We start from the raw sequence: 25,755 nt of genomic DNA on the forward strand, positions 1-25,755 counted from the left end.
CTAATAATAAAGATAATTATCAACTATAATAACATTAAAAAGGTAAAAATATAAGGTGAATAATAATATAGAAATCTTCTTTTTAAAGTTCTTTTCGTAAGTTTTTTGCTTTATAAACCTTATAATTAATTTTATAATTTTGATGGAAAGGTTGATGATGAAATGGAAAAATATCGTATAGATTCCAGTAAAGGATTAGAGTTTGGTATTTACACATTGGGAGATCATATCTCAGATCCGCACATAGGGAAGAGAATCTCTGCTCAGCAGCGGATTCAGGAAATTATAGAATTAGCACAGCTAGCTGAACAAGCAGGTATCGATTTCTTTAGTGTTGGGGAAAGCCACCAGGAGTATTTTACAACACAGGCACACTCTGTTGTCTTAGGAGCGATTGCTCAGGCTACGGAAAAAATTAAGATTTCCAGTTCTTCCACCATTATCAGTACGTTGGACCCGGTTCGAGTATACGAAGATTTTGCAACAATTGATCTCATCTCCAATGGACGTACGGAAATTATAGCCGGTCGTGCTTCAAGGGTAGGAGTTTTTGATTTATTAGGTTATGACCTTCGTGATTATGAAGAATTATTTGAAGAGAAATTTGATCTGCTATTGAAGATTAATGAGGAGGAAGTAGTTAATTGGAATGGACAATTTCGTGCTCCATTAAAAAATGCTAAAGTTCTTCCCCGTCCTCTAAATGGTTCATTACCAATTTGGCGAGCAGTTGGTGGACCACCTGCTAGTGCAGTTAAAGCTGGTTATGCTGGGGTTCCCATGTTTCTTGCAACTTTAGGTGGGCCTGCAACTAGTTTTAAGTATTCCATAGATGCCTATCGTGAGGCTGCCAGAAGTAGGGGCTTTGATCCGAAAGAGCTTCCAATTGCGACGGCTGGATTGTTCTATACGGCTGAAACAACCCGGGAAGCTCAAAGAGAATACTACCCTCATATTAATGGAGGAATGAAGCTAACGAACGGACGTGGTTATCCGAAACAGCAGTTTGCACAAGGAGCAGATAAGCGTGATGTGATGAATGTAGGAAGCACACAGCAGATTATTGAAAAAATCCTTTATCAATATGAGTTGTTTGGGCATCAACGTTACATTGCACAAATGGACTTTGGTGGTGTGTCTTTTGATAAACAAAAGAAAAACATCGAGTTGATTGGTTCTGAAATCTTACCAGCAATCAAAAAATATACAGCAAAACATTAGGAGGTAACAATCATGCAGGTGGTTGGATTATCGGGTTCAAAGGTGGGTACGAAAACAAGAACTGCGATGGAATATACGGTGAAGAGTCTCCGTAAAAAATATCCAGATATACAGACAACATTGATAGACTTGGCAGAATATGATGTTCAGTTTAGTGATGGGCGCAATTATTTGGAATATGAAGGAGATACGAAATATGTCGCACAAGCCATCATGGAAGCGGATGCGATTATTATTGGAACACCCATTTTTCAGGCGTCTATCCCGGCAACGCTAAAGAACATATTTGATTTACTTCCCGAAAATGCCTTTCTTGATAAAGTGGTAAGTATCCTTGTTACAGCTGGTTCATCCAAGCATTATTTGATTGCGGAGCAGCAATTAAAACCGATTTTGTCCTATATGAAAGCACAGCTTGTTCAAACGTATGTATTTATCGAGGAGAAAGATTTTTACAGAAAAGAAATCACTAATGATGATGTATTGTTCCGAATCGATCGTTTAGTGGAAGATACGGTTATTTTAACTGAAACCTATACGCAAATTCGTGAAGAGAAAGAAGCAAAATATGGTTTTTAAATAACTTTCTTTATAAGGTTTGTTGTTTGATGTTCCTTCACAATGATATTGCTCTCCCACCGATACGGAAATACATTTTTCAAGAGGCCGAAGTGTTGCCACGGTGAAAGCCGCTGCCAGAGCGGAAATTAACAGCATTTAGGCCAGGGTTTTGGTTTTGTGGGAGTAACTATAATCTTTTGGGACAGTCTTAAATAAAAATCCAGAATTCCTTATGAAAGGAAATTCTGGATTTCTTCATTTAAATAGGAAATCGTTACTACACAGCATGAACAATTCATCATATGCTATATTAGTTTAATAAAAGAATGGGAAAAAGAACCGGCGAATTCTAAAGAATGGGAAAGGGAACCGGCGGAATCTTCTAAACCTTCTTGGGAATCGGCCATAACCTCCATATGGGGCGCCAAATCCTGCACCATAACCATATCTGGCTTCTTCATTTTCATCTAACTCTTCCTCACGTTGGTCTCCTACGGGCATTAAAATAACTACATTGTCCGCCTCTACATTAAGAACGATTCCGTCATATACTTGCCCATCATCTGTTTCGAACATGACATAATGATCTCTGTGTCTCATACAAAAATCATGCATTTCCCTTCCGTGATCATAATGTGACATAGAGTCACCATGCATAGGATTGTGAACCTGCATACCATATTGTGGATACATTTCAATAAAACCTCCTTTTCTTTTTACATGTTTATACTATGCTCCACTGTTGTCCTAAGTACTGGGCATTTGTCCACTTTTTTTAATAATTAATTCAATTTAAAAAAATATAGTAGGTAACTAAGGACAAGATTTAAGAAAGGAAAATAGAAAGTGCGCTGGAAATTAAATAAATATCGAAAGGTCCCAAGTAGGCAGTAACAAAATCTGCATAAAAAATGGATACTTTATTGATAAACTAAAATTAGCGCTGCTTGCTCATGGATGGCAGTTAATCAATTAGATTGGACAAGTAAAGTGAGTAGATGACTCTTTCTTTTCCTTGTTCATTTTCTAATCTCATATTTTGGTAGGAGTGATACAATATTTGGGAAATAGGGATGGCTGTTAAAAAAATAGCAGGTAGATTTATTCTGCTGATTGGTGTTTTGGATACGTTAACTTATTGGTTAAAAGGAGCGTATGATGTTTAATAAACTATCATTAAAAATAGGGTTATTATTTTTTCTATTTATTTTAATCATTGAGGCACTTCTATATTTTATTCTTTACACGAACATAGCAAATGAACGTATTAATGAAGTGATGACCAGCTTGTTAGCTCGGGGAGATACCCATAGTGAAGTATTGGAAGAGAACTTTACTGAATCAACTATGGAACATGTCAGTGTCATGGAGTCCGTCTCTGATTTTGCCGTCATCATCACGGACGCTAAAGGGAATGTTTTAATCCATTCGGATCCAATTGGGAAGGAAATGAGAGAGGTCATTGAACATATGGATTATGAGATACCTACCGAGGGTAAAATCATAGAAAATCGTTGGACAGAGAAAGAATACATAGCTACAGATAGCCCAATTACAATGAATGGAGAGCATCAAGGTCACGTATTTATGTTTGCAGATACTAGCAATGTGAAAAAAATTGTCAATCATTTAAGTGATCAATTCATTATTATAGGTCTCCTAACTATCATGTTAACTATAATTACCGTATTCATTTTATCGCGGTTTATTACATTACCACTTATTAAAATGAAGGAAGCAACAGAGCAGCTTAGCCAAGGAAATCATAAAGTTGAATTACATACAGAGAGAAAAGATGAATTAGGTGAATTGGCTGAATCCATTACAAAACTATCTAATGATTTAGATCGTTTGAAAAGTGAAAGGAACGAATTTCTTGCCAGTATCTCACATGAACTCCGGACTCCGTTAACCTATGTAAAGGGATATGCAGACATTTTAAATAGAGATGATATATCTGATGATGAAAAAAAAGAATACATTGAAATTATTCGTGAAGAAACTGAACAATTGACAGAGCTGGTAAAGCATTTATTTGAATTAGCCAAGATGGATCAAAATAAGTTCAGCATTTATCGAAGAACTGTTGACTTTGGTGAATTGACTAGTAAGGTTACAGAAAGAATTCGGCCTGCATTATCTGAAAAGGATATTCAATTTACGGTCGAATGTCCGGATAACATTCTGTTGCGTATTGACCCAGAACGCATTCAACAGGTTTTATTAATCGTATTAGACAATGCCAAAAAACATACTCCAAATGGAAAACAAATTTTATTAGAAGTTATGCAAAATCATCAGGAGATCATGATTTCTATTACAGATGAAGGGGAAGGGATACCTAAGGAGGACTTGCCATATGTATTTGAACGGCTATATCGAGTTGAAAAATCCCGTTCAAGACAAAGTGGTGGAACCGGGCTAGGATTAGCTATTGCAAAGGAAATTATCGTGTCGCACGGTGGAAGTATAGATATACAGAGTGAACCAAGTAAAGGGACAACCGTTATGATTAAATTAACTGGAGGTGAGAAGGATGAAAAAGGTTCTACTCATAGATGATGAGAAGCGGATGCTGGATTTATTAGCACTGTATTTAAGGCCTCATCAATATATTTGTAAAAAAGCAATGGGAGCTAAAGAGGCCTTAGAGTATTTTAAAAAAGAAACCTTTAATATTGTGTTACTGGATATTATGATGCCAGAAATAAATGGCTGGGAGCTGTGTAAGGAGATTAGAAGTTTTTCAGATGTTCCAATTATTATGGTGACAGCCCGTGAACAGAAAGATGATATTGTGAAAGGCTTGAAACTAGGTGCCGATGATTATATAACCAAACCATTTGATGAAGAGGAACTTTTAGCCAGAATGGAAGCATTGCTGCGGAGAACTAATCCAACAGATAATATAGAAATAAACGGACTACTATGGGATGAGAAGCGGTATGAGCTGTCCTATCATAAGAAACTAATCAAATTAACCCCAAAGGAATTTGCTATGATTGGATATTTAATTAAAAATCCAAATCAGGTTTTTACTAGAGAACAGTTAATTGACTTAATCTGGGGGTACCATTCCAAAACAGAAGGCAGAACGGTTGATTCCCATGTAAGAAATATGAGGGAGAAGATACGCCAGGAAGGATTTCCGATTGATGAGCATTTCATCACGGTATGGGGAGTGGGGTATAAGTGGGTTTATTAGGCTTTCGGATTTTGGAAGGGTAGTTTAAAATCTGAAATCTACCGAAATATGGATTTAATTAGACATGTATCCTGCATTGATATGGTCTTGAATGGTTTGTATTAGACGAAATTTTAGCTGGCTGTAAAACCCTTAACTAGAAGAATTCGTGATACTTCAAGAATTATAAGTAGGGATTGGTTATCCTTTAAATTCTTGATTCGTTCATCTAACAATCAGTAGGGGATGAAGAAACCACTGATTAAAGATTTACTTTATTTTGTAGACAAAAAGGTATTACAAAAATAAAACTAGCTAATCCCTAATATGTATTAGCTAGTTTAATTTTTAGCAGATAAGACAAGAGTTAAGTAACTTTTTCACTAACTAGGTGCTGAACAAAATCATGTGCACTTTCGACAATGACATCCTTGTCATTATCCAGGGATGCTACATGATAGGAATTTGGCAAAACAGAGCTTTCCTTTATATCAGATCCAATATGTTCTATAATATATTCGGTATTTTCTGGTGGGACAACGTGATCTTCCACTGACTTAAAACCTAGGACAGGACAATGAATATCCGGCAAAATGGCAGGGGTTTGCTCCATTAAATTTTGCAACTCATGAATGGCTTTTATAGGAACTTTTTGATATGTTATTTCATATGTATTTTTAGCTTTGATATCTGGCACTCCTTCATTAAAATATCTTGGTTTTGATTTTTGTTTTAACGGTTCAAATTCAGGAATCGTTAAAGCCGGATTAATTAAAATAACTCCATTAATCTCTTGATGTCTATGAGCAAGCCAAAGTGCCAATGTTCCACCCATGGATTGTCCCATTACAAAGACAACTTTACATTGCTGTTTTAGCTTTTGATATGCTTTTTCTAAAGAATCAAACCAATCCTCATGGGAGCATTTCTCCAAATCCTGATAATGGGTTCCGTGACCTTTTAATCTAGGTGCGAAAACCGTATACCCAAATTGTCCAAGTCTCTCACCGATATAACGAACACTTTGTGGAGTGCCCATAAAACCATGTGAAACAAGAATTCCAATTTCATTTCCTTTAATATAAAACATTTCTGCTCCTAGGATAACTGGAAATTTTTCATTCATTTCCTGTTCCTCCTTATGTTCATTTCAAAAATATCCATGTCAATTTTTATTCCAATTAATTATACCATTTTACTGCGGATTAACCAATAGGGAAAATTAGATACACATGGATAGGAAGTTTTCCTATCCATGTGGTTTTAGCTTAATGCCGTTTCATGCCCTTCAATATCGGTTGGTAGCTCTGCTTCATTCCTTGCTGGTCGATTAAATTATCCACCGTTTCTTTGTCTGATTGCGTCCCCAAAAGAAAATTTTGCTGATAGGTTTCATGTCCTTTTCCGGTTATTACAATCCAATCTCCTTCACTACAATGATCCATTGCCCATTTAATTGCCATGGTTCGGTCGGCAATGATTATTCCATTTTCATTCCCATATTGTTCATGTAGTTCTTCCAGTGTTTCAAGCATTTCCATTGGCTCAACAGAATTCAAATCATCCATTGTTAATATATAATAATCACTCAACCTGGAGGTAAGAGAAAGCATTTCTTTTCGTTTCGCCTTATCCCTATCCCCTCTAAAACCAAATATATGAATGATGCTGGAAGCTCCACGATGCTTTGCCGCGGTTAAACAATGGGATATGGCATCTGTTGTATGGGCATAGTCTACTACGACTGTGGCATTGTTAGACAACTTAGTCATTTCAAATCTTCCATTAATCCCTTTTAGAGCGGTAAAAGCATCACAAATGAAAGGACCGTCAATCCCAATACATGCTGCTGTTTGAAAAGCAAAAGCAGCATTATACATATTATGAATGCCAGGAATGGGCATGGAGATTTGATAGGATTCCTTCTGATTAACCGTAAAATGAACGGTTGCTGTTTTCCCATCCATTTCGGTTAATTGCAAATGGTTCGTTTCTTCCTGACCAATCGCGTGGACGTGTTTGTTTTTATTCTGTAAATGTTGGGCTGCTTTCATTCCCCATTCATTATCTGTATTGATAATTGCATGCCCATCCTCTTTTAAGTAATTGAACAAGGTCATTTTTACTTTGAAATAGTTTTCCATGGATTCATGGTAATCCAGATGTTCGGGTTCCAGATTAGTAAAGAGGCATATATCAAACTCAAGTCCTTCTACCCGAGATTGAGCCAACCCATGGGAGGAGACTTCAATAATTACAACATCATCCCTGCTTTTACTTATAAGTTCTTGCAAGATCAAGGAACTTGGTGTTGTATTCAAGCTTTTTACTGTCTCTCCATTGATGATGTATTCTATAGTTCCAATTAGTGTACATGATTTTTGATTTTTTTCCAGGATATTTTTAATAAAATAACTTGTTGTTGTTTTACCATTTGTTCCAGTAATTCCGATGACAGTCTTATCTTGTGACGGATTTCCATAAAATTCTTTAGAAATATATCCTAATGCTTTTCTGCTGTCCTTTACTTGAATGTAGGGGACAGACACATCGGTTAATTCATTTTCCCCAATGATGATTCTTGCTCCCTTTTTAATGGCATCACCTATATAGTTATGTCCATCCGATTGAACCCCTTTAATAGCAACAAAAATATAATGATGATCTACATTCATGGAATTATCGGAAATTCCTTTTATTTTAGCTTCTAATGGAATGGAATGGATTGTATTTATTATATCAAGTTTATTCAAAAAATCTTTGACCTTCATTATGCTTACCTCACTTGAATGTTAAGCCTTAATACATTTCTATGTTGAAAAATACTATCCTGAGTAGATGTTTGTCGTTACCCTATATTTAATATGTGTATTTTCTTTTATCTCATACTGAAAGACTATGTATTTGCTTGGAGGATAAGAAAGTAAATTTAGCCAGCAAGTGGGGGTGACAAGGTAAAATGTTAGCGTCCCAGTATAAGAAAAACGAACACAAATGTGCTCGTCGTGTTGCAAAATGATTTAGTGAAGCAGCACTTCTCGAAAAGTATTAGATAGTGATTCAGCTAAGAAAACATACAGTAACCCAAGGAGTTCTTTGACTTAGAAAAGAGTATTTTACAAAGGTATTTCAGCGGATATTTCCACTCCATCTAAAATAAGCAGTGTTGAATCTAGTGCATGTTTTTTAACTTTTTCTAAATCCGCATCCTCTTTAATTTGGTAGGAAACATGGAAGAAAGCTTCATCATTGGCAGGGAAATAACCAGGACTTCCACTTCCTAAAAGACGCATTTTTTTATATTCTGTATGGTCTTCCATTTCCATCAAGCTGGCTAATTCATCATTTGGTTTGACGACGAGTTCAATGCCAAATAACTGATATCCTGGGTAATCAAAATCACTTTTAATTAGTTCCTCGCCAGTATTTTCTATAGTAAAGTCATATCGTAGTTCATGGTTGGGTTTAATGATAGTGGTTTCTACATCTTTTAATTTAAGCTGATCCGCATGTTCGAAGCCTGTTAATAGTGTGAGCGCGATGATAATAAGTATAAATAACCGCATGGTGTTAACCTCCTATTTGCTGTATTTATATTAGTGTCAGGAAATAGGGAGAAATTATTCATTCATTAGAGAAACGGATTTCTTTTACGGAATGTGATTCTCTGTCTTATACTTGTGTCTTAAAAGATGCTTTCCGCTTGTGGGGTAACACTGTCGCAGCCTACCTTGCCCTCCACATACGAAAAAAACGCTTGAAATCAAGCGTTTTTACAGAACATATGAATATATACAAATGAAATGAAACAGGCTTCCAAACATAATAAAGATGTGGAATATCTCATGGAATCCCCAGTTTTTAAAGTGTAAAAATTTTGGTTTGAAACCGTAAATGATTCCACCAATCGTGTAAAAGGCTCCACCCAAAATTAAAAATGTCATTCCACCTATACCTAATGCCGGGGCAAGTTCACCGGTAAAGAAAATAACCAACCATCCCATACCAAGATAAATAGCGGTGGAAAGCCAGCGAGGGGAGTGAAACCAGGTTAATTTAAAGGTAACACCAAGCAGTGCAAGACCATTTACAATAAAGAATAATACCCAGCCCAGTGTTGTTCCCTGTAATGTAATTAAACAGAATGGCGTGTAGGTTCCAGCGATAAGGACAAAAATCATGGAATGATCAATTTTCCTTAGAAATGCTATCACTCGGTCTCTGGCAATTACCATATGATATGTTGCTGATACAGAATATAGTAGAATCATACTGACGCCAAAAATAATCACTGATGTGACTACTAGTGCAGAATTGGTAGTGGTTGCAGCTTTGACGATAAGCGCTATTAAACCAAACAGGGCTAAAACGGCTCCAATTAAATGAGTTAGTGCATTAATGGGTTCACGAATGTATGTGTTCAAAATTATCAACCTTCCACTTTATTAAGTAGTTTTGAAAACTATATGATAATCATAACCGTGTTTTGATATGTAGTCAATGTTTTACTTGATGATTTAAGAATTGTATAATAAGTGAAAATAACAATTGGAGTTTGATGATGAAAAATATACATGAATTAATGGATGACTTACACGTAGATACGTATTTGACCATCGATGATATTCCGGACTTGGATTTGTACATGGATCAAGTGATTCAGCTGTTTGAAAAGAAATATGCTGCAACGAAACGGAACGAAGAAGAGAAAATACTGACGAAAACGATGATCAACAATTATGCAAAGGGTAAGTTATTCTTTCCCGTAAAAAACAAAAAATATACGAAAGAGCACATCATGCTAATTAGTATGATTTATCAAATGAAGAGTTCCTTATCAATTAATGATATTAAGAAAATGTTGAGCAAGCTAAATGAAAAAATCACAGAAAAGGAATTTCATTTAGAAGAACTTTATAAAAAATACGTAACATTGAATGAGAGTAATGTCGGTCGTTTTAGAGAAAATAGTGTAAAAATAAATGAAGAAGTGATGGAAGAAGCAATAGATGGGGACGATGATTTATATATGAAACAACTGCTTTTAGTGACTGCTTTTACACATATGAGCAACCTTTACCGTAGAGCTGCTGAAAAACTTGTAGATGAAATCGAAGAACAGGAGCATTTCAAAAAAGAATAGGGTTAGTTGTTTCATGAGTAAATTAGCGATAAAATGAGGTTGGATTTGGCATGAGAGGAGATAGAACATTGAGTACGTATCCTAATGTACAGGAAACGAAGGAATTGATTAAAGAACTTGTATCGATACCTAGTCCGTCTGGGAATACAGCTAAAGTAATCCAATATGTGGATGACATGTTAAAAGGATGGAATGTAGAAACAAAGCGTAATCGAAAAGGTGGGTTAATAGCAACGCTTTCTGGTGAAAATAATCAAGAGCATCGGATGTTAACGGCACATGTCGATACACTTGGTGCGATGGTAAAGGAAGTAAAAAACAATGGCAGGCTACGTTTGGATCTAATTGGCGGATTTCGCTACAACTCCATTGAAGGAGAATATTGTAACATACATACAACGGGCGGAAAAACTTATACCGGAACCATCCTCATGCATCAAACATCTGTACATGTGTATAAAGATGCAGGAGATGCCAAAAGAAATCAGGAAAATATGGAGGTTCGGATTGATGCAAAGGTAGAAAATGCCGAACAAGTTCGGGAGTTAGGAATAGAAGTAGGAGATTTTATTTCCTTTGATCCCCGAGTACAGATTACCGATAATGGATTTATCAAATCAAGGCATTTGGATGATAAAGCAAATGTGGGTATTTTACTGCAGTTGATTAAACGATTAAAAGCGGAAAACATTTCTCTTCCATATACTACACATTTCCTTATTTCAAATAATGAAGAGATAGGTTATGGAGGAAACTCCAATATTACACCTGAAACAGTGGAATATTTAGCTGTGGATATGGGAGCAATGGGAGACGGTCAGTCAACGGATGAATATACTGTTTCGATTTGTGTCAAGGATGCAAGTGGTCCATATCACTATGAGCTGCGTAAGCATTTGGCAGAACTTGCTGAGAAACATAATATCGGGTATAAGCTGGATATTTACCCATATTACGGATCGGACGCTTCTGCGGCTATTCGTGCTGGTCATGACATTGTTCATGGATTAATTCCCGGAATCGACTCTTCCCATGCCTTTGAACGGACACAAGAAGATTCCCTGAAACATACGGAGAATCTGCTATATTACTATGTACAATCTCAAATGGTTTCTGTATAAAGGTAATCTTCAATAGGCCAGGTTTTCTACTCACTTATTAATTCTGAAGCGAATTATTGAAGGAAGGTCTTACAGCCGGCTAAACTGAACTTACCAAGATAAAGGGTAGGTTCTTTTTCTATCACATAAGGGAGGTGTTACCTATGAAATTAAGCATATTGGATCAGGCACCTATTTCAAAAGGAGTAACGCCTAAAAAAGCATTAGAAGCAACGATTGAGCTTGCCCAGCTAGCTGATCAGCTCGGCTACACCAGGTATTGGGTAGCAGAGCATCATGATTTAAATGGGCTCGCATCACCAGCACCAGATATTTTACTTGGAATTATTGGTTCAAAGACAAAAAGAATTCACATTGGTTCGGGTGCCGTGTTACTGCCAAATTATAGCCCTTATCATATTGCTGAACGGTATAATGAACTAGCAACCCTTTTTCCTGGAAGAATAGATCTGGGGATTGGCCGGGCACCTGGAGGTTCTGCAGAAGTATCCATTGCCTTGGCGGGAAATTTTCTTGAACAGGTGCGGAAGTTTCCGGAATTAATTGATGAATTGGTTCACTTTTTGCATCGGGATTTTCCAAATAATCACATGTTCAGCAAAATATCTCCGTCCCCTGTACCGGAAACACCACCGATACCATGGCTATTGGGAACAAGTAAGAAGAGTGCTGTTTTAGCTGGGGAAAAAGGATTACCCTATGTGTTTGGACATTTTATGAGTAATGAAAATGGTCCAGAGATTGTGAAAAGTTATGTAAAAAGCTTTTCAAAAGGGAATCCGAAAGCTTTTGTAACGGTATCGGTAATTTGTGCAGAAACAACGGAAGAAGCAGAAGAGCTTTCCAGAAGTAACCAGCTTTGGAAGATTCTGCAGGATAAGGGAGAAGGAAAATCGGGTGTCCCATCTGTTGAGGAAGCAAAAGCCTATGATTACTCCGGTGAAGAAAAAGCTAAAGTGGAGAAAATGAAACAGAATCAGATAGTCGGGAACCCTGCTGAGGTTCGTGCAAAATTGGAAGAACTTCAAGCTGCCTATCAAGTGGATGAATTTATGATTGTGACGATTACACATAGTTATGAGGCCAGGAAGAAATCGTACGAGTTGTTAGCCGAGGAATTTGGGCTATAGTATGTAGATTACAAATGATTACATCATGTCATCATTGCAAGAGGCACTTCTGTCTATGACAGTCCTCTTGCAATGATGTTTTTTGTAAGACCTTTAACATTACTAAGTTTGATAAGCATCTTTTTTTACCTGAAGTGAGACCTTACATAATTCTAAAAATAAGTTCTCCACCAGATTGCTTTTTGCTTGTAAAAATTCTAGTTAGCTGTTTTAATAGAACACCCGTTACAAATGAAAATGTACTTTAGAGAAATAAACTGTTTTCTAATCCAATCAAACATCGATCAGCAACAATCATAAAAAGTTAAATAGCACAAATCAGCGTAATGATTTCCGGAGCGGTTAAACGCACCAGATTGATCTGGTTTTGAAGAAATTGCCAAAAGTCGACAAGAAGAAATTTCTTTCATATAATCATGTGAATGAGAAACATAGGAAAATCGATAGGACGATTCAAATTGCTTTTATGATTGTTTTAGTGCTTGGGTTTATTATTAATGTAATAGCTGGCCCTTTCAGGAGGGTCTGGTTTTTGGAGCCGTGCCATTGATCTTTATTGTAGTCTCTGAAACAGCTAGGGCTGTAATAGAGTGGAAATATGGAGAAAATCGAAAGGCTTATATCGTAACCATTTGCGAATTGGCATTTATCGCTATTGCTTTAACATCCATGATTACAACTAACTTTTTCGGCTGGTTTGGATAATACATAAAAAATCCTGTCCTAGTCCTTTTGTTATTCTCCATCCCCTTGTGATGTAAATACATCTCAATTAAACCCACGAAATTCTCTGCTTTGAACCCTTCTATTTCCAGTCATAACCACAGTCTTACCGCAAATAAGCCTCAAGACCTATTCGAAAATATTTCTCAAGCTCATTATTAGAAATCTTCTTTCTCGGTATGATGGAATCAAGATAAGGAAAGGAGGCAAAACATGAAAAAGTTTATGCTGTTTATTGGTGGATTAGTTGCCATAATCGTTTTATTAGCAAACCTTGGTCCAATGGTCTTGCTTGGGCTCAGTATCTGGCTTCTGTATATCATCTTTAAAAAGTTTAAGAGGAGTGATTCAACCGCTGCAAAAATTGGATGGATTATCCTTGGTCTGTTGGTGGCCAGTATCGCTTTTTCCAATATATACGCGGTGATAGGATTAGTTGCAGCATATGCATTATACCTCATTTATAAAAACTGGAGAAATCATGATGATTCCGTTGTAGAAGTTGTAGATGATGATGATCCATTTACCAATTTTGAACGTCAATGGGTAGAGTTAAATAAATAAAATTTTTAGAGGAGCGGAAGGAAATGGCGAATATTTTTACACGTATTAAAGATTCGGTAGAGGCAGATTTGCATGACGTATTGGATAAGAAGGAACAGAAGAATCCAATTAAGGCACTCAATCAGTACTTGCGACAAGCAGAACAGGAAAAAGAAAAGGTTCGCAAACTAATCGAACGTCAGTATAAATTAAAAGAGGAGTTTACCAAGGAATATCTAAAAGCGAAAGAGCTCGCGGAAAAGCGTTTGATACAAGCAAAAATTGTAGAAAAAGCGGAAGAAGAAGAAATGTATCAATTTGCGATGCAAGAACATAAAGAATATCAAGCAAGAGCTGAACGAATGGAAATTTCCCGGAAAGAAGCGACAGAACAATTAGAGAATCTGGAGCAAAAATATGAAGAGATGAAGCATCGTTTAAAGGATATGCATCTTAGAAGAATGGAACTAATGGGACGTGAGAACATTGCTCATGCTAATCACCAAATGAATAAAGTGATGGAAGAAGTCGCAGAAAAACCATTTTCTAAGTTTGCGGAAATGGAGCGATATATTGAAGGCTTGGAGTATAAGGTAAATAGTTCATATTATCGCAGCACATTTGACAGTAAGATAACCAAGCTGGAAAAAGGAATGAAAGAAAGCGGTATTTAAATCTGCCGTACAGGTGATAAAATCATGATATACTAATACAGGTGCGACTGCACCTGTATTTTACACGGAAGGAGGGTGCTTTTATGTTCAAGCGTTTTCAGACAGATACATTAAACTGGATATTGATCATTGGAGTTGTCCTCCTTGTTTTTGAATTTATCTTTTTCCAGGGCGGATCTTTAATACATGCTCTATTTTCAGCGATTTTTATTTATATTGGCTGGAAAAATTTTCATAAATTATGGGGGAAAATACTATTTTGGATTTTCCTCATTAGCTTTATCTTTTCCGTATTTAACATACTGGCTGTTCGATTCCTTATTGCAGCGATATTAGTATTATGGATTTTGGAATACGCGAGGAATAAAAAAGAAGTGGAGTTTATCGCACCCACTCCTTCTGCATCAGAGATAAAGCAAGGAACTATAATCGAAATGGAGCCATTGTTTGATCATAAATGGTTTGAAGATCAAAAAACAGATGATACCGCATATGGCTGGCGTGATATTAATATCCATAGCGTTTATGGTGACAAGGTGATTGACTTGAGCAATACGGTATTGCCTAATGATACTGCAGTTATTTCCATCCGCCACGTTATGGGGAAAATCGAAGTGCATGTACCTTACGAGGTGGAGGTAAGCATTCATCATAGTTCTGTGTTCGGTCGTGCACATATTTTTGGAAAACATCATTGGAAATTAATGAATAAATCGTTGTTATATCAAACAGAAAATTATGATACCACCTTCCCAAGAGTTAAAATCATCACGTCTGTATTCTCTGGAGATATTGAGGTGAAGCGGATATGAATCTTATTATTCGCCATGTTCTCACTTCGGTTATGTTCTCCCTATTAATTGCGTTAATGATACTTGGGATAACCTTTTTATTTTTTCCGTTAGAGGATTGGACGTTAATCTGGAACCAGAAGTTCGGAAATGTATCTTATTTATTCTGGATTTTAGGTACGGCAATTGTAATTGGAATTATTGTTGGATTAACGATTGGATTTTATTGGAAACAACGGATCTATTACGTGGATCGAGGGCTGGATGAGTTAGTGAAAGGACAAAAACTATCAACCGATAGTGATTCCTATAAAGAATTAGAAGGAATATTTCAACACATGAACGATTTACAGGATAAAATGAAAAGGCAAGTTGAATTATCTCAGCGCCTGGCCACCGAGCGTGCCGAAGAACGGGAAAAAAGATTGCAGGAAATTCTAGAACAGGAACGCAGCCGCTTAGCCAGAGAACTTCATGATTCCGTTAGTCAGCAGCTGTTCGCTTCTTCCATGATGATGTCGGCAATTAATGAATCCAACTCGCCAAAAGATGAAACAATGAAAAGGCAATTGCAAATGGTAGAAAAAATGATTCATCAATCCCAACTTGAAATGCGTGCGTTATTGCTGCATTTACGACCTGTCGCCTTAATAGGAAAGTCACTGCAGGAAGGGGTAAAAGAATTACTGAAGGAGCTTACTCAAAAAGTCCCGATGGAAATGAAACAAAAAATCGAGTCTTTTCCGATGGATAAGGGAGTGGAGGATCAGCTGTTTCGAATCCTTCAAGAATCTTTATCCAACACACTACGACACGCTAAAGCAACCACTTTGCAAGTGATGTTAATTGAACGGGATGAAACAATCATCTTACGTGTAGTGGATAATGGAGTTGGATTTGAAATGGAAAACATGAAAACCGGCTCTTATGGTTTACAAAATATGCGTGAACGTGCTTATGAAATAGGTGGTACGTTTAAACTGATCAGTCTGCCGAATCAAGGTACACAGCTGGAAGTGAAAGTCCCGATAATAGGAAAGGAGGAAAACGAAGATGATTAGCGTATTATTTGCTGATGATCATGAAATGGTACGTATCGGTGTTTCATCATATCTATCTGCGCAGTCCGATATTGAAGTCATTGCAGAAGCGGATGATGGCGCACCAGCAGTGCAATTAGCGCTGGATCTGAAGCCGGATATTATTTTAATGGACCTGGTGATGAAAGACATGGACGGAATTGAGGCAACGAAGCGAATTATCAAAGCATGGCCAGAAGCAAAGATTATTATTGTGACAAGTTTCCTTGATGATGAAAAAGTATATCCAGCATTGGAAGCCGGGGCAACAAGCTATATGTTAAAAACATCCAAGGCAGAGGAAATTGCCAAAGCGATTCGGGCTACTTTTGAAGGGCAAACCATTCTCGAGCCAGAGGTAACAGGGAAAATTATGACCAAAATGAGGAAAAAGCCTGATAATGAATTATATCATAAGTTAACTGAACGGGAAATGGAAGTTTTATTGTTAATGACCCAAGGAAAGACGAACCAGGAAATCGCGGATGAATTATTTATATCTCTTAAAACAGTGAAAGTCCATGTCAGTAATATTTTAGGAAAACTAGAAGTACAGGACAGGACGCAGGCGGTTATTTATGCGTTTAAACATCGTTTGGTGGAGTAGAAAAACATGCAAAATTAAAACCTCTGCCAAACACTCCATTTCATTTGTAAAAGTGTGGCTGTGTTAGGAAAGCGAAAAAAATTGTAGATGCTAAAGGATGAAAAGAACACCTTCGCTAAAGGCTGAGCGAATAACTGTTACCCATCCATCAAATTTGAGAACTGTTCTAGGATATAACCAATATATGAATCGTAGCCAAAAAAGCTAATTCATCTTTCTATTCATCAGTTGCTTCCTTGCTGTCTTCTTCCAGATTTTGAAAAGATTCATCCACCAATTCATAAATCGATAACAGTTCATATAAAATGATTAACTCCGCTGGAAATGTAGTAGGATGGATTTCATTATTTCTTGTTATTTCCGCGTTATCTTCCCAAAAAACTTCCATTAGTTCATATTGCTTTTCATGATAATTTTCCTTGTCATAGCTTGAAGGATCACGAAAAACAGTTACTAGCTGCCTCACTGCCTTCATAATCACCATTCGCTCTTCTTCTGACCATGACAAATTATCTATAGGTGTATAAATTAAATTTTCAATATGATAATGAATCAAACGTAAATTACTTAATTGGGACTCGACATGATGAAATTCTTCACGTTCACTTTTAGCAAGTGGATGGTACGCTGCTTCATCTCTCTGGAAACGGATAAGTATTTCTGTTTTTGAGATTTCTTCTTCTAATTCATAAAGCATTTTTTGTTTCAGGCTGGACGGGTCCCTGTTCTCTAACATAATACGGAAAAGTGTTTCAATGACAATCCCTGTTTGCTTGGAAATATGCTGTACATGCTTCGCGATATGTTCCCGGTAATCTGGCGGAAGAATGAACATATTTATAATCGTTGATACACCCAGCCCGATAGTCGTCGTACCTAATCGAATAAAAAAGGAAATGAGAAAATTACTGTGAATCACTTCAATCATTGCAACAGATGTTAAAGTAGCAACAAGTAGCCCAGCGTGTAATTTCAATTTATAACACGTTGTAATCGTACAGACAGCAGCCAACATATAGGTAAGTGATGAATTGCCAAATAGGGATATAAATAAAACGGCATAGGCAGAACCAATGGCAGAAGCAGGAAAACGTATTAGTCCTTTTTTGATGGAATCGGATACGGTTGGTTCTATGGTAACGATGGCTGTTATAACCGCAAATACGGGCGGCCAACCAATTAACTTGCAAATGAATGCCGTTAAAAAAACAGCAACACCTGTTTTTACAATTCTGCTGCCAACAAATCGATATCTCTTCAACTACATTCAACTCCAATAATATCCACTGTCCATCCTATTATTCCTTTTTTTATTCTCCTACAAACAAAAAAATTTTTCAAATAAATTTTAAAAAAGGGTTGCATTTTTCAAAATAATCGAATAGACTGTATTATAACAATAAACAGATAATATTTTTCTGTTATATAAAAGGGGTGAAATAAATGAAAACAATCAAATGTCCAGAATGTGGAAAAGAAGTAGATGCAAAAAGTTATTCTATGGTTTGTGATTATTGTCTATCGAAAAGAGAGGACTAATTTTTTTGCACATCATGTTATATAACAATATATTTAATTGTTATCTATAATATAACAGGGAGGCTGTAAGATGTTAAAAAACTCCGAGATACAAATTGAAAATGAGCTGAAATATGAGGAAATTCTTACACCAGGAGCACTAGAATTTATAGAAAAACTGCATCTTCATTTTGATGAACGAAGAAGAAATTTGTTGAAAAGAAGGATGGAAGGACAGCAGGAACTAAATAGAGGAAAGAAATTACATTTTCTATCTGAGACGACATCCATTAGAGAGACCGAATGGACGATTGCCCAAATTCCGAAAGATTTGCAGGATCGCAGGGTAGAAATTACCGGACCTGTGGATCGGAAAATGATCATTAATGCGTTAAATTCCGGAGCGAAAACCTTTATGGCAGATTTTGAAGATGCTACATCACCAACTTGGGAAAATATAATGCAAGGACAAATAAATTTAAAAGATGCGATTAGACGGCAAATTGATTTTACGGCTGCAAGCGGCAAACAGTATACATTGAATGATGAAACAGCAGTATTAATTGTTCGACCACGAGGGTGGCATCTGGAAGAAAAGAATTTAAGCGTTCAAGGGAGACCTGTGTCTGGTAGTTTAGTAGATTTTGGACTTTATTTTTATCATAACGCAAAAGAACTCCTGCAGCGGGGGACCGGACCATATTTTTATTTGCCAAAGCTAGAAAGTTACTTAGAAGCAAGGCTTTGGAATGATGTCTTTGTCTTTGCCCAAAATGACCTTGGTATTCCACCAGGAACAATTAAAGCAACTGTACTCATTGAAACGATAACAGCTGCATTTGAAATGGATGAGATTTTATATGAACTTCGGGAGCATTCTGCCGGATTAAACTGTGGCCGCTGGGATTATATTTTCAGTTACATTAAAAAATTTCAAAACCATCCAGATGTAATTTTGCCAGATCGTTCGGTTGTAACGATGGAAGTCCCGTTTATGCGATCCTATTCTTTACTGGCAATTAAAACCTGTCATAAACGACATGCACCAGCTATTGGTGGAATGGCCGCACAAATTCCTGTGAAAAACGATGATCAAGCAAATGAAAATGCTTTTCAAAAAGTTCGGGCAGATAAAGAAAGAGAAGTAAGGGATGGTCATGATGGAACGTGGGTTGCCCATCCAGGAATGGTACAACTGGTAAAGGATGTTTTTGATGAAGGGATGCCTACACCGAATCAAATTTTTAATAAACGAGATGATATAGAAGTTACGGCAGAGGATTTAGTGGAAATTCCAACGGGGGATATTACTGAGGATGGAGTGCGGACCAATATAAATGTAGGTATTCAATATACGGCAGCATGGTTGAGAGGAATGGGGGCTGTTCCATTAAATCATTTAATGGAGGATGCAGCAACGGCTGAAATTTCCAGGGCTCAAATCTGGCAATGGATTCGTCACCCTAAAGGAAAGATGAATAATGGATTGGATATTACACTGGATTTAGTTGAAGGAATTATAGATGAAGAACTTGCAAAAATAAAAGCGCAAGTTGGAGAAAAGGCATTTAATGATGGCAGCTATGTAAAAGCAACTGATATTTTCCGTGATTTGGTGAGTCAAGATGAGTTTGTGGAGTTTTTAACATTACCAGCTTATGATCAATTAAATGATAACTAATATAAAGGGGGAAATGAAAAATGGGGATGAATCGTGCAGAAGTATTAAAACGGGAGTGGGAAAATAACGAGCGTTGGATGGGAATTGAACGCCCCTATTCGGCAGAGGATGTCATTCGTTTAAGGGGATCGATTGATATCGATTATACACTCGCAACCCGTGGCGCAAATAAACTATGGGAATCTATTAATGGGGAAAGTTACGTGAATGCCCTTGGAGCACTTACTGGGAATCAGGCCGTTCAGCAAGTCAAAGCTGGATTACAGGCAATTTACCTCAGTGGATGGCAGGTAGCGGCTGATGCCAATTTAGCAGGGCAAATGTATCCCGACCAAAGCTTATACCCTGCAAACAGTGTACCACATGTGGTTAAACGGATTAATCAGGCATTGCAGCGTGCGGATCAAATTCATTATGCAGAAGGAAAGGAAGACATTGACTGGTTTGTGCCGATTGTGGCAGATGCTGAAGCAGGATTTGGCGGCCAGCTGAATGTATTTGAATTAATGAAGTCGATGATTGAATCTGGAGCAGCTGCAGTTCACTTTGAAGATCAATTGTCATCCGAGAAAAAATGCGGGCATCTTGGTGGAAAAGTGTTACTACCAACCCAAACGGCTATACGTAATTTAATTGCTGCCCGGTTTGCTGCAGATGTGATGGGAACACCAACCATTATTATTGCTAGGACCGATGCGAATGCTGCAGACTTAATTACCAGTGATGTAGATCCGTATGATGAACCGTTTATAACCGGTGAACGAACTGCAGAAGGATTTTTCCGTACACGTTCAGGCATTGACCAGGCGATTGCTCGTGGCCTTGCATATGCACCGTATGCGGATCTGATCTGGTGTGAAACCTCAGAACCAAATCTCGAGGAAGCTAGAAAATTTGCCAATGCCATCCATGAAAAATATCCCAATAAACTTTTGGCATATAATTGTTCTCCATCATTCAACTGGAAACAGAAATTATCAGACTCAGAGATTGCCAATTTTCAAAAGGAATTAGGAGAGATAGGCTATAAATTCCAATTTGTAACATTAGCTGGGTTCCATGCACTGAATCACAGTATGTTCGAATTAGCAAGAAAATATAAAGAGGAAGGAATGGCAGCATATTCTGAATTGCAGCAGGAAGAATTTGCCAGTGAACAGTATGGATATTCGGCAACACGGCATCAGCGTGAAGTCGGAACAGGTTATTTTGATGAAGTAGCTCAGGTAGTATCTGGCGGTACATCGTCCACTACTGCATTGAAAGGCTCGACAGAAATCGAGCAGTTTACTAGTTAATGTTCTTATATTTTGTAAAAAAAGCACCTATTCTTTTTACAAGAATAGGTGCTTTTTTTAGTTGTTTATGACGGTTTATGTCGCATTTTGAAATATAATTGTAACATTAATATAATATGTGTGAAATTTTTACATGATATACTACGAAACGTCAAGTATTTTTATAGGATAATATTATTATAGATACATATAGTGACATAAGACTATTTACATAAAGTAGGACTTTGGGAGTGGGGATTACGATGAAAAAGATAGGTATAGTACTATCAACCGTTGCAATAATGGGATTTTCTAGTTTTTTTGGTACAACAGTTGTAGATGCTGCTAATAATATAGATGACGTGAAAAATGAAAGGTCTGAGCTTAAGAAGGATTTATCAGATACTGAAGCTAAAATTGCTGATGTTTTAATTGATTTAAAAGAACTTAATAAAGAGATTGAACGTGTAGAAGAATCATTAAAACAAAATGAAAAAATGCTCGATGAGGCAAATGAGGAAATTGAAGATACTGAAAATGAAATTGAGAAATTAAAAGAAGAGATAGCAGAAATAGAGAAGTCTATTGAAAGGCGTTATGAAATTTTGAAAGATCGGGTTGTATCTTACCAGAAATCGGGAGGGACCATAACCTATTTAGAGGTGATTTTTGGTTCTGAGAGCTTTGGAGACTTTATTAGTAGGGTAACAACAGTTAATAAGATTACGGAGTCTGATAAGAATCTAATTGATAGTCAAGAAGCGGACAAAAAGTTAGTGAAAGAGAAACAAGATGATTTAGTTGACAAGCTCGAAGAATCCAAACAATTAAAAGCAGAACTTGAAGAAATGCAGGCATTGATTGAAGACCAAAAGGCACAAAATGAAAAGAAAAAGGACGAATTAAAAGTTAAGGAACAAGAATTACAAAAAAAGAAAGAAGAATTAAAGATAAAAGATAGTGAACTTGCGGAAATTGAGGAAAGTATAAATAATTCTTCACAGCTGACAACACTTTCTTCTGGTACTTCTGGTTTCAATAGTTCAAGTAACTCAGACAGTGGACAACAGAAATCTAGTGGTTCACGCGGTGGACTCTTTGCATGGCCAACAGATGGTGGCTATATTTCTAGTGGAATGGGGCCAAGATGGGGGCGTAGTCATAATGGAACAGATATCGCACGCACGGATAGAAGTACTATACCTCCAATCTATTCAGTGTTGGAGGGTGTAGTAGAGTCTGCTAGTTTTAATAATGGCGGGTACGGTAATACAGTAGTAATACGACATAGTAATGGTATGAAAACCTTATACGCTCATCTGTCATCTATTAGTGTGAGTACTGGACAGAAAGTAAGTAAAGGACAAAAAATTGGTGTTATGGGATCGACTGGTAGATCTACTGGTATTCACTTACATCTTGAAGCATACAAAAACGGAACACGTGTAGATCCTGAAGACTATTTATAATAGCTTAAAATAATATTTCAAAAAAATCCACCTTATTGGGTGGATTTTTTTGAAATTAGTAGAGGTTAAGAGAGGGGGCTGTTCTTGCTTCATTCGCCCATTATGTCAGTGAGATTAGATTATCGCGGGTTAACTGGCTCCAAGATCCCTACTTCAGGAATTCGAGGGGAATCCAAGAATGGAAAGTGGGGACGGGTAGCCAGTAAAAGCCCGGTTCGTTCAAGGGACTACGAGGTCTTTCTCTCCTTGTAGTAATAACAATCAGGAACCCCCCCACTGGTTGAAGGTTCACTTTATCTAAAAGTTTTAAGCTAGACTTTATCATAGAGAAAGGTGAGTTGGATGTTGAGTATTATAATGAAGCGATGGGACGGTTCTTTTTGCTTCATTCTCTAATGATGTCAGTAACATTGGATCTAAATTCTACTTTGATAATAGTGAATGACTTTCTATTTATAATACAGTAAATTTCTATTTTGATTTTCTTATGCGCTTTCCAAAATTTTTTCTGCTTTTATTTAATCCTTCTTGAATCTTCTTGGACCATGATATTGACCAGGTTTAAAGATAGTTACAAAGTTGTCTCTCCTTCACATGAATTTATCCTTTCAACTGCCTATTGTTTTTATCCGAATGTAATGTTTAGTATAATGGTTTACGGGGAAAGTTACTAATACTGAAACAGGGGTATTCCAGATTCTCTTTCTCTAAAATAATTGTTACATAAAACATTTAACTCTCTTAGGAAAGGAACTGTTATGAAGAAAAAACAGAAAAAACGAGCTTATCATAATTCAGTATTTTACGTATCATCTATTATTGTAGGATTGCTAGCACTTACTGGAGCAATATTTCCGGTAAGGTTTGGAGAAGTTGCTCAATCGTTATTTAATTTTACAACAACTAATTTCGGTTGGTTTTACTTGTTAGCTGTTTTCATTATTACGCTATTTTTAATTTTGTTATCCGTAAGTAAGTTTGGAAAAGCGCGGCTTGGTCCTCAGGATTCACGACCAGATTTTCCATTTTTTACATGGATTGGAATGTTATTCTCTGCAGGATTTGGGATTTCCCTTGTTTTCTGGGGGGTAGCGGAGCCAATGAGTCACTATTTTATTAGTCCGTACCCCGATATAGAGGGGCTTACTCCAGAAGCGGCAAGGGAAGCGATGAGTTATTCTTTCTTCCACTGGGGGATTAGTCAATGGTCTGTTTTTGCCATTGTCGGTTTAGTTATTGCCTATCTTCAATTTAGAAAAGACGAAAAAGGATTAGTATCTGTTGCGATTGAACCGGTTGTTGGGAAAAATAAAATTACAGCAAATACGATTGATTCCCTAGCTGTGATAGCAACTGTAATGGGGGTAGCTACATCATTAGGACTAGGGATTATGCAGTTAAATGGTGGGTTAACTGCAGTTGCTGGTATTCCAAGTTCTACTTGGGTACAAATAGCTATCGCTGTAGTAATGCTTATTGCTTATTTAGCATCGTCAAGTACAGGATTAAATAAAGGGATTAAATGGTTGAGTAATCTTAATTTAGGGATAGCTTTAGTACTCATGGTTTTCGTATTTATAGCAGGACCGACTGTATTTATTTTGGATACATTTGTATTAGCCTTAGGTGACTATATATCTAATTTCCTGCAGTATAGTTTACGTATGACCCCTTATACGGATGAAACATGGGTACACGACTGGACGATATTCTATTGGGCTTGGGCCATTGCCTGGTCTCCCTTTGTCGGAGCTTTTGTTGCCCGCGTCTCAAGAGGACGAACGATTCGCGAGTTTGTTTTTGGTGTGTTAATTGTACCGCCAGCAATTGCATGTTTATGGATCGCGACATTTGGTGGAACGGCATTATACAGTGACTTATTTAATGGGACGGAAATCGCGCAGGCAGTAAACGCGGATGTTACCGTTGCCTTGTTTGAAACTTTTGAAGTACTGCCTTTAACAACGATTTTATCCCTATTGTCGATTTTATTAATCTTTACATTCCTAGTGACTTCTGCTGACTCGGCGACTTATATTTTGGGAAGTATGACTTCGAAAGGTTCTCTAAATCCATCCTTGATGGTAAAAGTGATTTGGGGTATCTTAATTACTGCGATTGCAGTAGTATTACTCGTTGCCGGCGGGCTGGAAGCATTACAAACTGCTTCTCTCACATCAGCACTGCCATTTACGGTTATTCTTATGGTGATGGTTTTATCCATTTGGAAGTTGTTAACTAGAGATTATAAACGATACAAAGCAAAGAAGAAGGAAGCAGAAAAAAAAGCAGCTGAAGGATAAGAGTCCTAGCTGCTTCTTTTTTTGTACGAGAAATTTTTAATGATTATGGAAGTGGTAAATGCGATTGTAATCACCATACATGCGGAATAGAAAATAGTAACTTTTGGTATGATAAAGGAACCGATAAGTAAAACGAAGCAGTCAATCCAAAAAATTAATATGCCAGCATTGATTGCCGTTATATTGGAAATAATCAAAGCAAGCAATTCGGAACCACCTGTACTAATGTCGTTTAGAAGCATAATGCCAACGCCTGTACCAATCAAAACCCCACCAATAACGGCCCCTACTACAATTGGGCCCCCCTCGGGATTCCAGGAGGAAACTGGACGGAAAAGGTCGATAAAAAAGGACGATACTAAAAGTCCATGGATGCCATTATAAAAGTACACCCGCTTGTAATAGAAGGCGATTACGTATAACGGAATGCTTAATAGAATAATCGTTAATCCTGGCCTGACGCCAAACATATATTTTGCAAGCAGACCAATTCCGATAATCCCACCATCTAATAAATGGTTCGGTATGATGAAGAAATTTATAGCAAATGCTACAAAAATGCTTCCAATAATAATTGCCAATCCCTTTTTAAACATGCTATGGCCACCTTGTCCAAGTTTCATACTATTAATAATATGATTGGCAGATAATTCTAGAATGGTTTTTAAGAAAAAGAAGGATGACTAATGTAAGAGGAACTTTAAGAATGTTTAAAATAAATTTATTTTCG

25 protein-coding genes are annotated in these 25,755 nt (G+C 37.0%); 18 read left to right on the forward strand and 7 right to left on the reverse strand.

Annotation, left to right across the window (positions count from 1 at the left end; all coding sequences use genetic code 11):
* The first annotated feature begins 162 nt into the window (after positions 1–162).
* Positions 163–1,221, forward strand: coding sequence for an LLM class flavin-dependent oxidoreductase (locus GMJ66_RS00850; RefSeq protein ID WP_156288447.1), 1,059 nt, complete (start codon positions 163–165; stop codon positions 1,219–1,221).
* Positions 1,222–1,233: 12 nt separating this feature from the next.
* Positions 1,234–1,800: an NADPH-dependent FMN reductase gene (locus tag GMJ66_RS00855; RefSeq protein WP_156288448.1), complete on the forward strand. Its 567-nt coding sequence runs from the start codon at positions 1,234–1,236 to the stop codon at positions 1,798–1,800.
* A 297-nt stretch (positions 1,801–2,097) separates the two neighbouring features.
* Here the strand turns inward: GMJ66_RS00855 and GMJ66_RS00860 are convergent, their stop codons facing one another.
* The gene (locus GMJ66_RS00860; protein ID WP_156288449.1) at positions 2,098–2,475 is read right to left on the reverse strand and encodes a hypothetical protein; all 378 of its coding nucleotides are present in this window, start codon (positions 2,473–2,475) and stop codon (positions 2,098–2,100) included.
* Positions 2,476–2,940: 465 nt separating this feature from the next.
* Here GMJ66_RS00860 and GMJ66_RS00865 point away from each other — a divergent pair, with 465 nt between their 5' ends.
* Both GMJ66_RS00865 and GMJ66_RS00870 read left to right on the forward strand, forming a co-directional pair.
* Positions 2,941–4,344 carry a sensor histidine kinase gene (locus GMJ66_RS00865; RefSeq protein ID WP_156288450.1) on the forward strand — a complete coding sequence of 468 codons (1,404 nt, stop codon included), beginning with the start codon at positions 2,941–2,943 and terminating at the stop codon, positions 4,342–4,344.
* Positions 4,319–4,987, forward strand: coding sequence for a response regulator transcription factor (locus GMJ66_RS00870; protein WP_156288451.1), 669 nt, complete (start codon positions 4,319–4,321; stop codon positions 4,985–4,987). The genes GMJ66_RS00865 and GMJ66_RS00870 overlap by 26 nt, the downstream gene beginning before the upstream one ends.
* 346 nt (positions 4,988–5,333) lie before the next feature.
* Here the strand turns inward: GMJ66_RS00870 and GMJ66_RS00875 are convergent, their stop codons facing one another.
* The 4 genes from GMJ66_RS00875 to trhA form a co-directional block, all read right to left on the reverse strand.
* On the reverse strand, positions 5,334–6,092 hold the full coding sequence (locus GMJ66_RS00875) for an alpha/beta hydrolase (protein ID WP_156288452.1): 759 nt from the start codon (positions 6,090–6,092) through the stop codon (positions 5,334–5,336).
* A gap of 142 nt (positions 6,093–6,234) precedes the next feature.
* Complete coding sequence (locus GMJ66_RS00880; protein WP_156288453.1) at positions 6,235–7,737, reverse strand: UDP-N-acetylmuramoyl-L-alanyl-D-glutamate--2,6-diaminopimelate ligase; 1,503 nt, start codon at positions 7,735–7,737, stop codon at positions 6,235–6,237.
* Positions 7,738–8,082: 345 nt separating this feature from the next.
* Positions 8,083–8,532 carry a hypothetical protein gene (locus tag GMJ66_RS00885; protein ID WP_156288454.1) on the reverse strand — a complete coding sequence of 150 codons (450 nt, stop codon included), beginning with the start codon at positions 8,530–8,532 and terminating at the stop codon, positions 8,083–8,085.
* A gap of 207 nt (positions 8,533–8,739) precedes the next feature.
* Positions 8,740–9,390 carry a PAQR family membrane homeostasis protein TrhA gene (trhA, locus tag GMJ66_RS00890; protein WP_156288455.1) on the reverse strand — a complete coding sequence of 217 codons (651 nt, stop codon included), beginning with the start codon at positions 9,388–9,390 and terminating at the stop codon, positions 8,740–8,742.
* Between the two features lie 137 nt (positions 9,391–9,527).
* On the opposite strand from trhA, the gene GMJ66_RS00895 reads away from it, so the two are divergent.
* From GMJ66_RS00895 to GMJ66_RS00940, 10 genes are all read left to right on the forward strand, one after another.
* The gene (locus tag GMJ66_RS00895) at positions 9,528–10,109 is read left to right on the forward strand and encodes a DUF1836 domain-containing protein (protein ID WP_156288456.1); all 582 of its coding nucleotides are present in this window, start codon (positions 9,528–9,530) and stop codon (positions 10,107–10,109) included.
* Between the two features lie 68 nt (positions 10,110–10,177).
* Entirely contained in the window at positions 10,178–11,230 is a 1,053-nt protein-coding gene (locus GMJ66_RS00900; RefSeq protein ID WP_231514774.1) for a M42 family metallopeptidase, read from the forward strand.
* A 143-nt stretch (positions 11,231–11,373) separates the two neighbouring features.
* Complete coding sequence (locus tag GMJ66_RS00905) at positions 11,374–12,360, forward strand: LLM class flavin-dependent oxidoreductase (protein WP_156288458.1); 987 nt, start codon at positions 11,374–11,376, stop codon at positions 12,358–12,360.
* Between the two features lie 367 nt (positions 12,361–12,727).
* On the forward strand, positions 12,728–12,910 hold the full coding sequence (locus GMJ66_RS21120; RefSeq protein WP_197046564.1) for a DUF4181 domain-containing protein: 183 nt from the start codon (positions 12,728–12,730) through the stop codon (positions 12,908–12,910).
* A complete protein-coding gene (locus GMJ66_RS20865; RefSeq protein WP_197046565.1) occupies positions 12,907–13,065 on the forward strand; it encodes a DUF4181 domain-containing protein in 159 nt (52 codons plus the stop codon). Before GMJ66_RS21120 ends, GMJ66_RS20865 begins: the two co-directional genes overlap by 4 nt.
* 231 nt (positions 13,066–13,296) lie before the next feature.
* A complete protein-coding gene (locus tag GMJ66_RS00920) occupies positions 13,297–13,647 on the forward strand; it encodes a lmo0954 family membrane protein (protein WP_156288460.1) in 351 nt (116 codons plus the stop codon).
* 23 nt (positions 13,648–13,670) lie between these two features.
* Positions 13,671–14,300: a PspA/IM30 family protein gene (locus GMJ66_RS00925; RefSeq protein ID WP_156288461.1), complete on the forward strand. Its 630-nt coding sequence runs from the start codon at positions 13,671–13,673 to the stop codon at positions 14,298–14,300.
* 83 nt (positions 14,301–14,383) lie between these two features.
* Positions 14,384–15,112: a cell wall-active antibiotics response protein LiaF gene (gene liaF / locus GMJ66_RS00930; protein WP_156288462.1), complete on the forward strand. Its 729-nt coding sequence runs from the start codon at positions 14,384–14,386 to the stop codon at positions 15,110–15,112.
* On the forward strand, positions 15,109–16,152 hold the full coding sequence (locus GMJ66_RS00935) for a sensor histidine kinase (RefSeq protein WP_156288463.1): 1,044 nt from the start codon (positions 15,109–15,111) through the stop codon (positions 16,150–16,152). Before liaF ends, GMJ66_RS00935 begins: the two co-directional genes overlap by 4 nt.
* Positions 16,145–16,777: a response regulator transcription factor gene (locus GMJ66_RS00940; protein ID WP_156288464.1), complete on the forward strand. Its 633-nt coding sequence runs from the start codon at positions 16,145–16,147 to the stop codon at positions 16,775–16,777. The genes GMJ66_RS00935 and GMJ66_RS00940 overlap by 8 nt, the downstream gene beginning before the upstream one ends.
* 217 nt (positions 16,778–16,994) lie before the next feature.
* Here the strand turns inward: GMJ66_RS00940 and GMJ66_RS00945 are convergent, their stop codons facing one another.
* Positions 16,995–18,038: an aromatic acid exporter family protein gene (locus tag GMJ66_RS00945; RefSeq protein WP_156288465.1), complete on the reverse strand. Its 1,044-nt coding sequence runs from the start codon at positions 18,036–18,038 to the stop codon at positions 16,995–16,997.
* A gap of 348 nt (positions 18,039–18,386) precedes the next feature.
* Between GMJ66_RS00945 and aceB the strand changes: the two genes are divergently transcribed.
* From aceB to GMJ66_RS00965, 4 genes are all read left to right on the forward strand, one after another.
* Positions 18,387–19,976 (forward strand): malate synthase A, encoded by a 1,590-nt coding sequence (gene aceB / locus GMJ66_RS00950; protein WP_156288466.1) that lies wholly within the window; start codon positions 18,387–18,389, stop codon positions 19,974–19,976.
* A gap of 20 nt (positions 19,977–19,996) precedes the next feature.
* Positions 19,997–21,274 carry an isocitrate lyase gene (gene aceA / locus GMJ66_RS00955; protein WP_156288467.1) on the forward strand — a complete coding sequence of 426 codons (1,278 nt, stop codon included), beginning with the start codon at positions 19,997–19,999 and terminating at the stop codon, positions 21,272–21,274.
* Positions 21,275–21,516: 242 nt separating this feature from the next.
* The gene (locus GMJ66_RS00960; RefSeq protein ID WP_156288468.1) at positions 21,517–22,722 is read left to right on the forward strand and encodes a murein hydrolase activator EnvC family protein; all 1,206 of its coding nucleotides are present in this window, start codon (positions 21,517–21,519) and stop codon (positions 22,720–22,722) included.
* 758 nt (positions 22,723–23,480) lie between these two features.
* Positions 23,481–25,025, forward strand: a complete 1,545-nt coding sequence (locus GMJ66_RS00965) for a BCCT family transporter (RefSeq protein WP_156288469.1) — start codon at positions 23,481–23,483, stop codon at positions 25,023–25,025.
* A gap of 5 nt (positions 25,026–25,030) precedes the next feature.
* Here GMJ66_RS00965 and GMJ66_RS00970 read toward each other — a convergent pair whose 3' ends face one another.
* Complete coding sequence (locus tag GMJ66_RS00970) at positions 25,031–25,621, reverse strand: YitT family protein (RefSeq protein ID WP_156288470.1); 591 nt, start codon at positions 25,619–25,621, stop codon at positions 25,031–25,033.
* Between the last annotated feature and the right edge of the window lie 134 nt (positions 25,622–25,755).

Origin of the sequence: Oceanobacillus salinisoli (assembly GCF_009733865.1) — a bacterium.
In the GTDB taxonomy this organism is placed as follows: domain Bacteria; phylum Bacillota; class Bacilli; order Bacillales; family Amphibacillaceae; genus Oceanobacillus; species Oceanobacillus salinisoli.

What these genes read in the sequence shown, in the direction of transcription:
- GMJ66_RS00850 (WP_156288447.1), top strand. Translation starts at nt 163, where the DNA reads ATGGAAAAATATCGTATAGATTCCAGTAAAGGATTAGAGTTTGGTATT.
- GMJ66_RS00855 (WP_156288448.1), top strand. Translation starts at nt 1,234, where the DNA reads ATGCAGGTGGTTGGATTATCGGGTTCAAAGGTGGGTACGAAAACAAGA.
- GMJ66_RS00860 (WP_156288449.1), bottom strand. Translation starts at nt 2,475, where the DNA reads ATGTATCCACAATATGGTATGCAGGTTCACAATCCTATGCATGGTGAC.
- GMJ66_RS00865 (WP_156288450.1), top strand. Translation starts at nt 2,941, where the DNA reads ATGTTTAATAAACTATCATTAAAAATAGGGTTATTATTTTTTCTATTT.
- GMJ66_RS00870 (WP_156288451.1), top strand. Translation starts at nt 4,319, where the DNA reads ATGAAAAAGGTTCTACTCATAGATGATGAGAAGCGGATGCTGGATTTA.
- GMJ66_RS00875 (WP_156288452.1), bottom strand. Translation starts at nt 6,092, where the DNA reads ATGAATGAAAAATTTCCAGTTATCCTAGGAGCAGAAATGTTTTATATT.
- GMJ66_RS00880 (WP_156288453.1), bottom strand. Translation starts at nt 7,737, where the DNA reads ATGAAGGTCAAAGATTTTTTGAATAAACTTGATATAATAAATACAATC.
- GMJ66_RS00885 (WP_156288454.1), bottom strand. Translation starts at nt 8,532, where the DNA reads ATGCGGTTATTTATACTTATTATCATCGCGCTCACACTATTAACAGGC.
- GMJ66_RS00895 (WP_156288456.1), top strand. Translation starts at nt 9,528, where the DNA reads ATGAAAAATATACATGAATTAATGGATGACTTACACGTAGATACGTAT.
- GMJ66_RS00905 (WP_156288458.1), top strand. Translation starts at nt 11,374, where the DNA reads ATGAAATTAAGCATATTGGATCAGGCACCTATTTCAAAAGGAGTAACG.
- GMJ66_RS00920 (WP_156288460.1), top strand. Translation starts at nt 13,297, where the DNA reads ATGAAAAAGTTTATGCTGTTTATTGGTGGATTAGTTGCCATAATCGTT.
- GMJ66_RS00925 (WP_156288461.1), top strand. Translation starts at nt 13,671, where the DNA reads ATGGCGAATATTTTTACACGTATTAAAGATTCGGTAGAGGCAGATTTG.
- liaF (WP_156288462.1), top strand. Translation starts at nt 14,384, where the DNA reads ATGTTCAAGCGTTTTCAGACAGATACATTAAACTGGATATTGATCATT.
- GMJ66_RS00935 (WP_156288463.1), top strand. Translation starts at nt 15,109, where the DNA reads ATGAATCTTATTATTCGCCATGTTCTCACTTCGGTTATGTTCTCCCTA.
- GMJ66_RS00940 (WP_156288464.1), top strand. Translation starts at nt 16,145, where the DNA reads ATGATTAGCGTATTATTTGCTGATGATCATGAAATGGTACGTATCGGT.
- aceB (WP_156288466.1), top strand. Translation starts at nt 18,387, where the DNA reads ATGTTAAAAAACTCCGAGATACAAATTGAAAATGAGCTGAAATATGAG.
- aceA (WP_156288467.1), top strand. Translation starts at nt 19,997, where the DNA reads ATGGGGATGAATCGTGCAGAAGTATTAAAACGGGAGTGGGAAAATAAC.
- GMJ66_RS00960 (WP_156288468.1), top strand. Translation starts at nt 21,517, where the DNA reads ATGAAAAAGATAGGTATAGTACTATCAACCGTTGCAATAATGGGATTT.
- GMJ66_RS00965 (WP_156288469.1), top strand. Translation starts at nt 23,481, where the DNA reads ATGAAGAAAAAACAGAAAAAACGAGCTTATCATAATTCAGTATTTTAC.
- GMJ66_RS00970 (WP_156288470.1), bottom strand. Translation starts at nt 25,621, where the DNA reads ATGTTTAAAAAGGGATTGGCAATTATTATTGGAAGCATTTTTGTAGCA.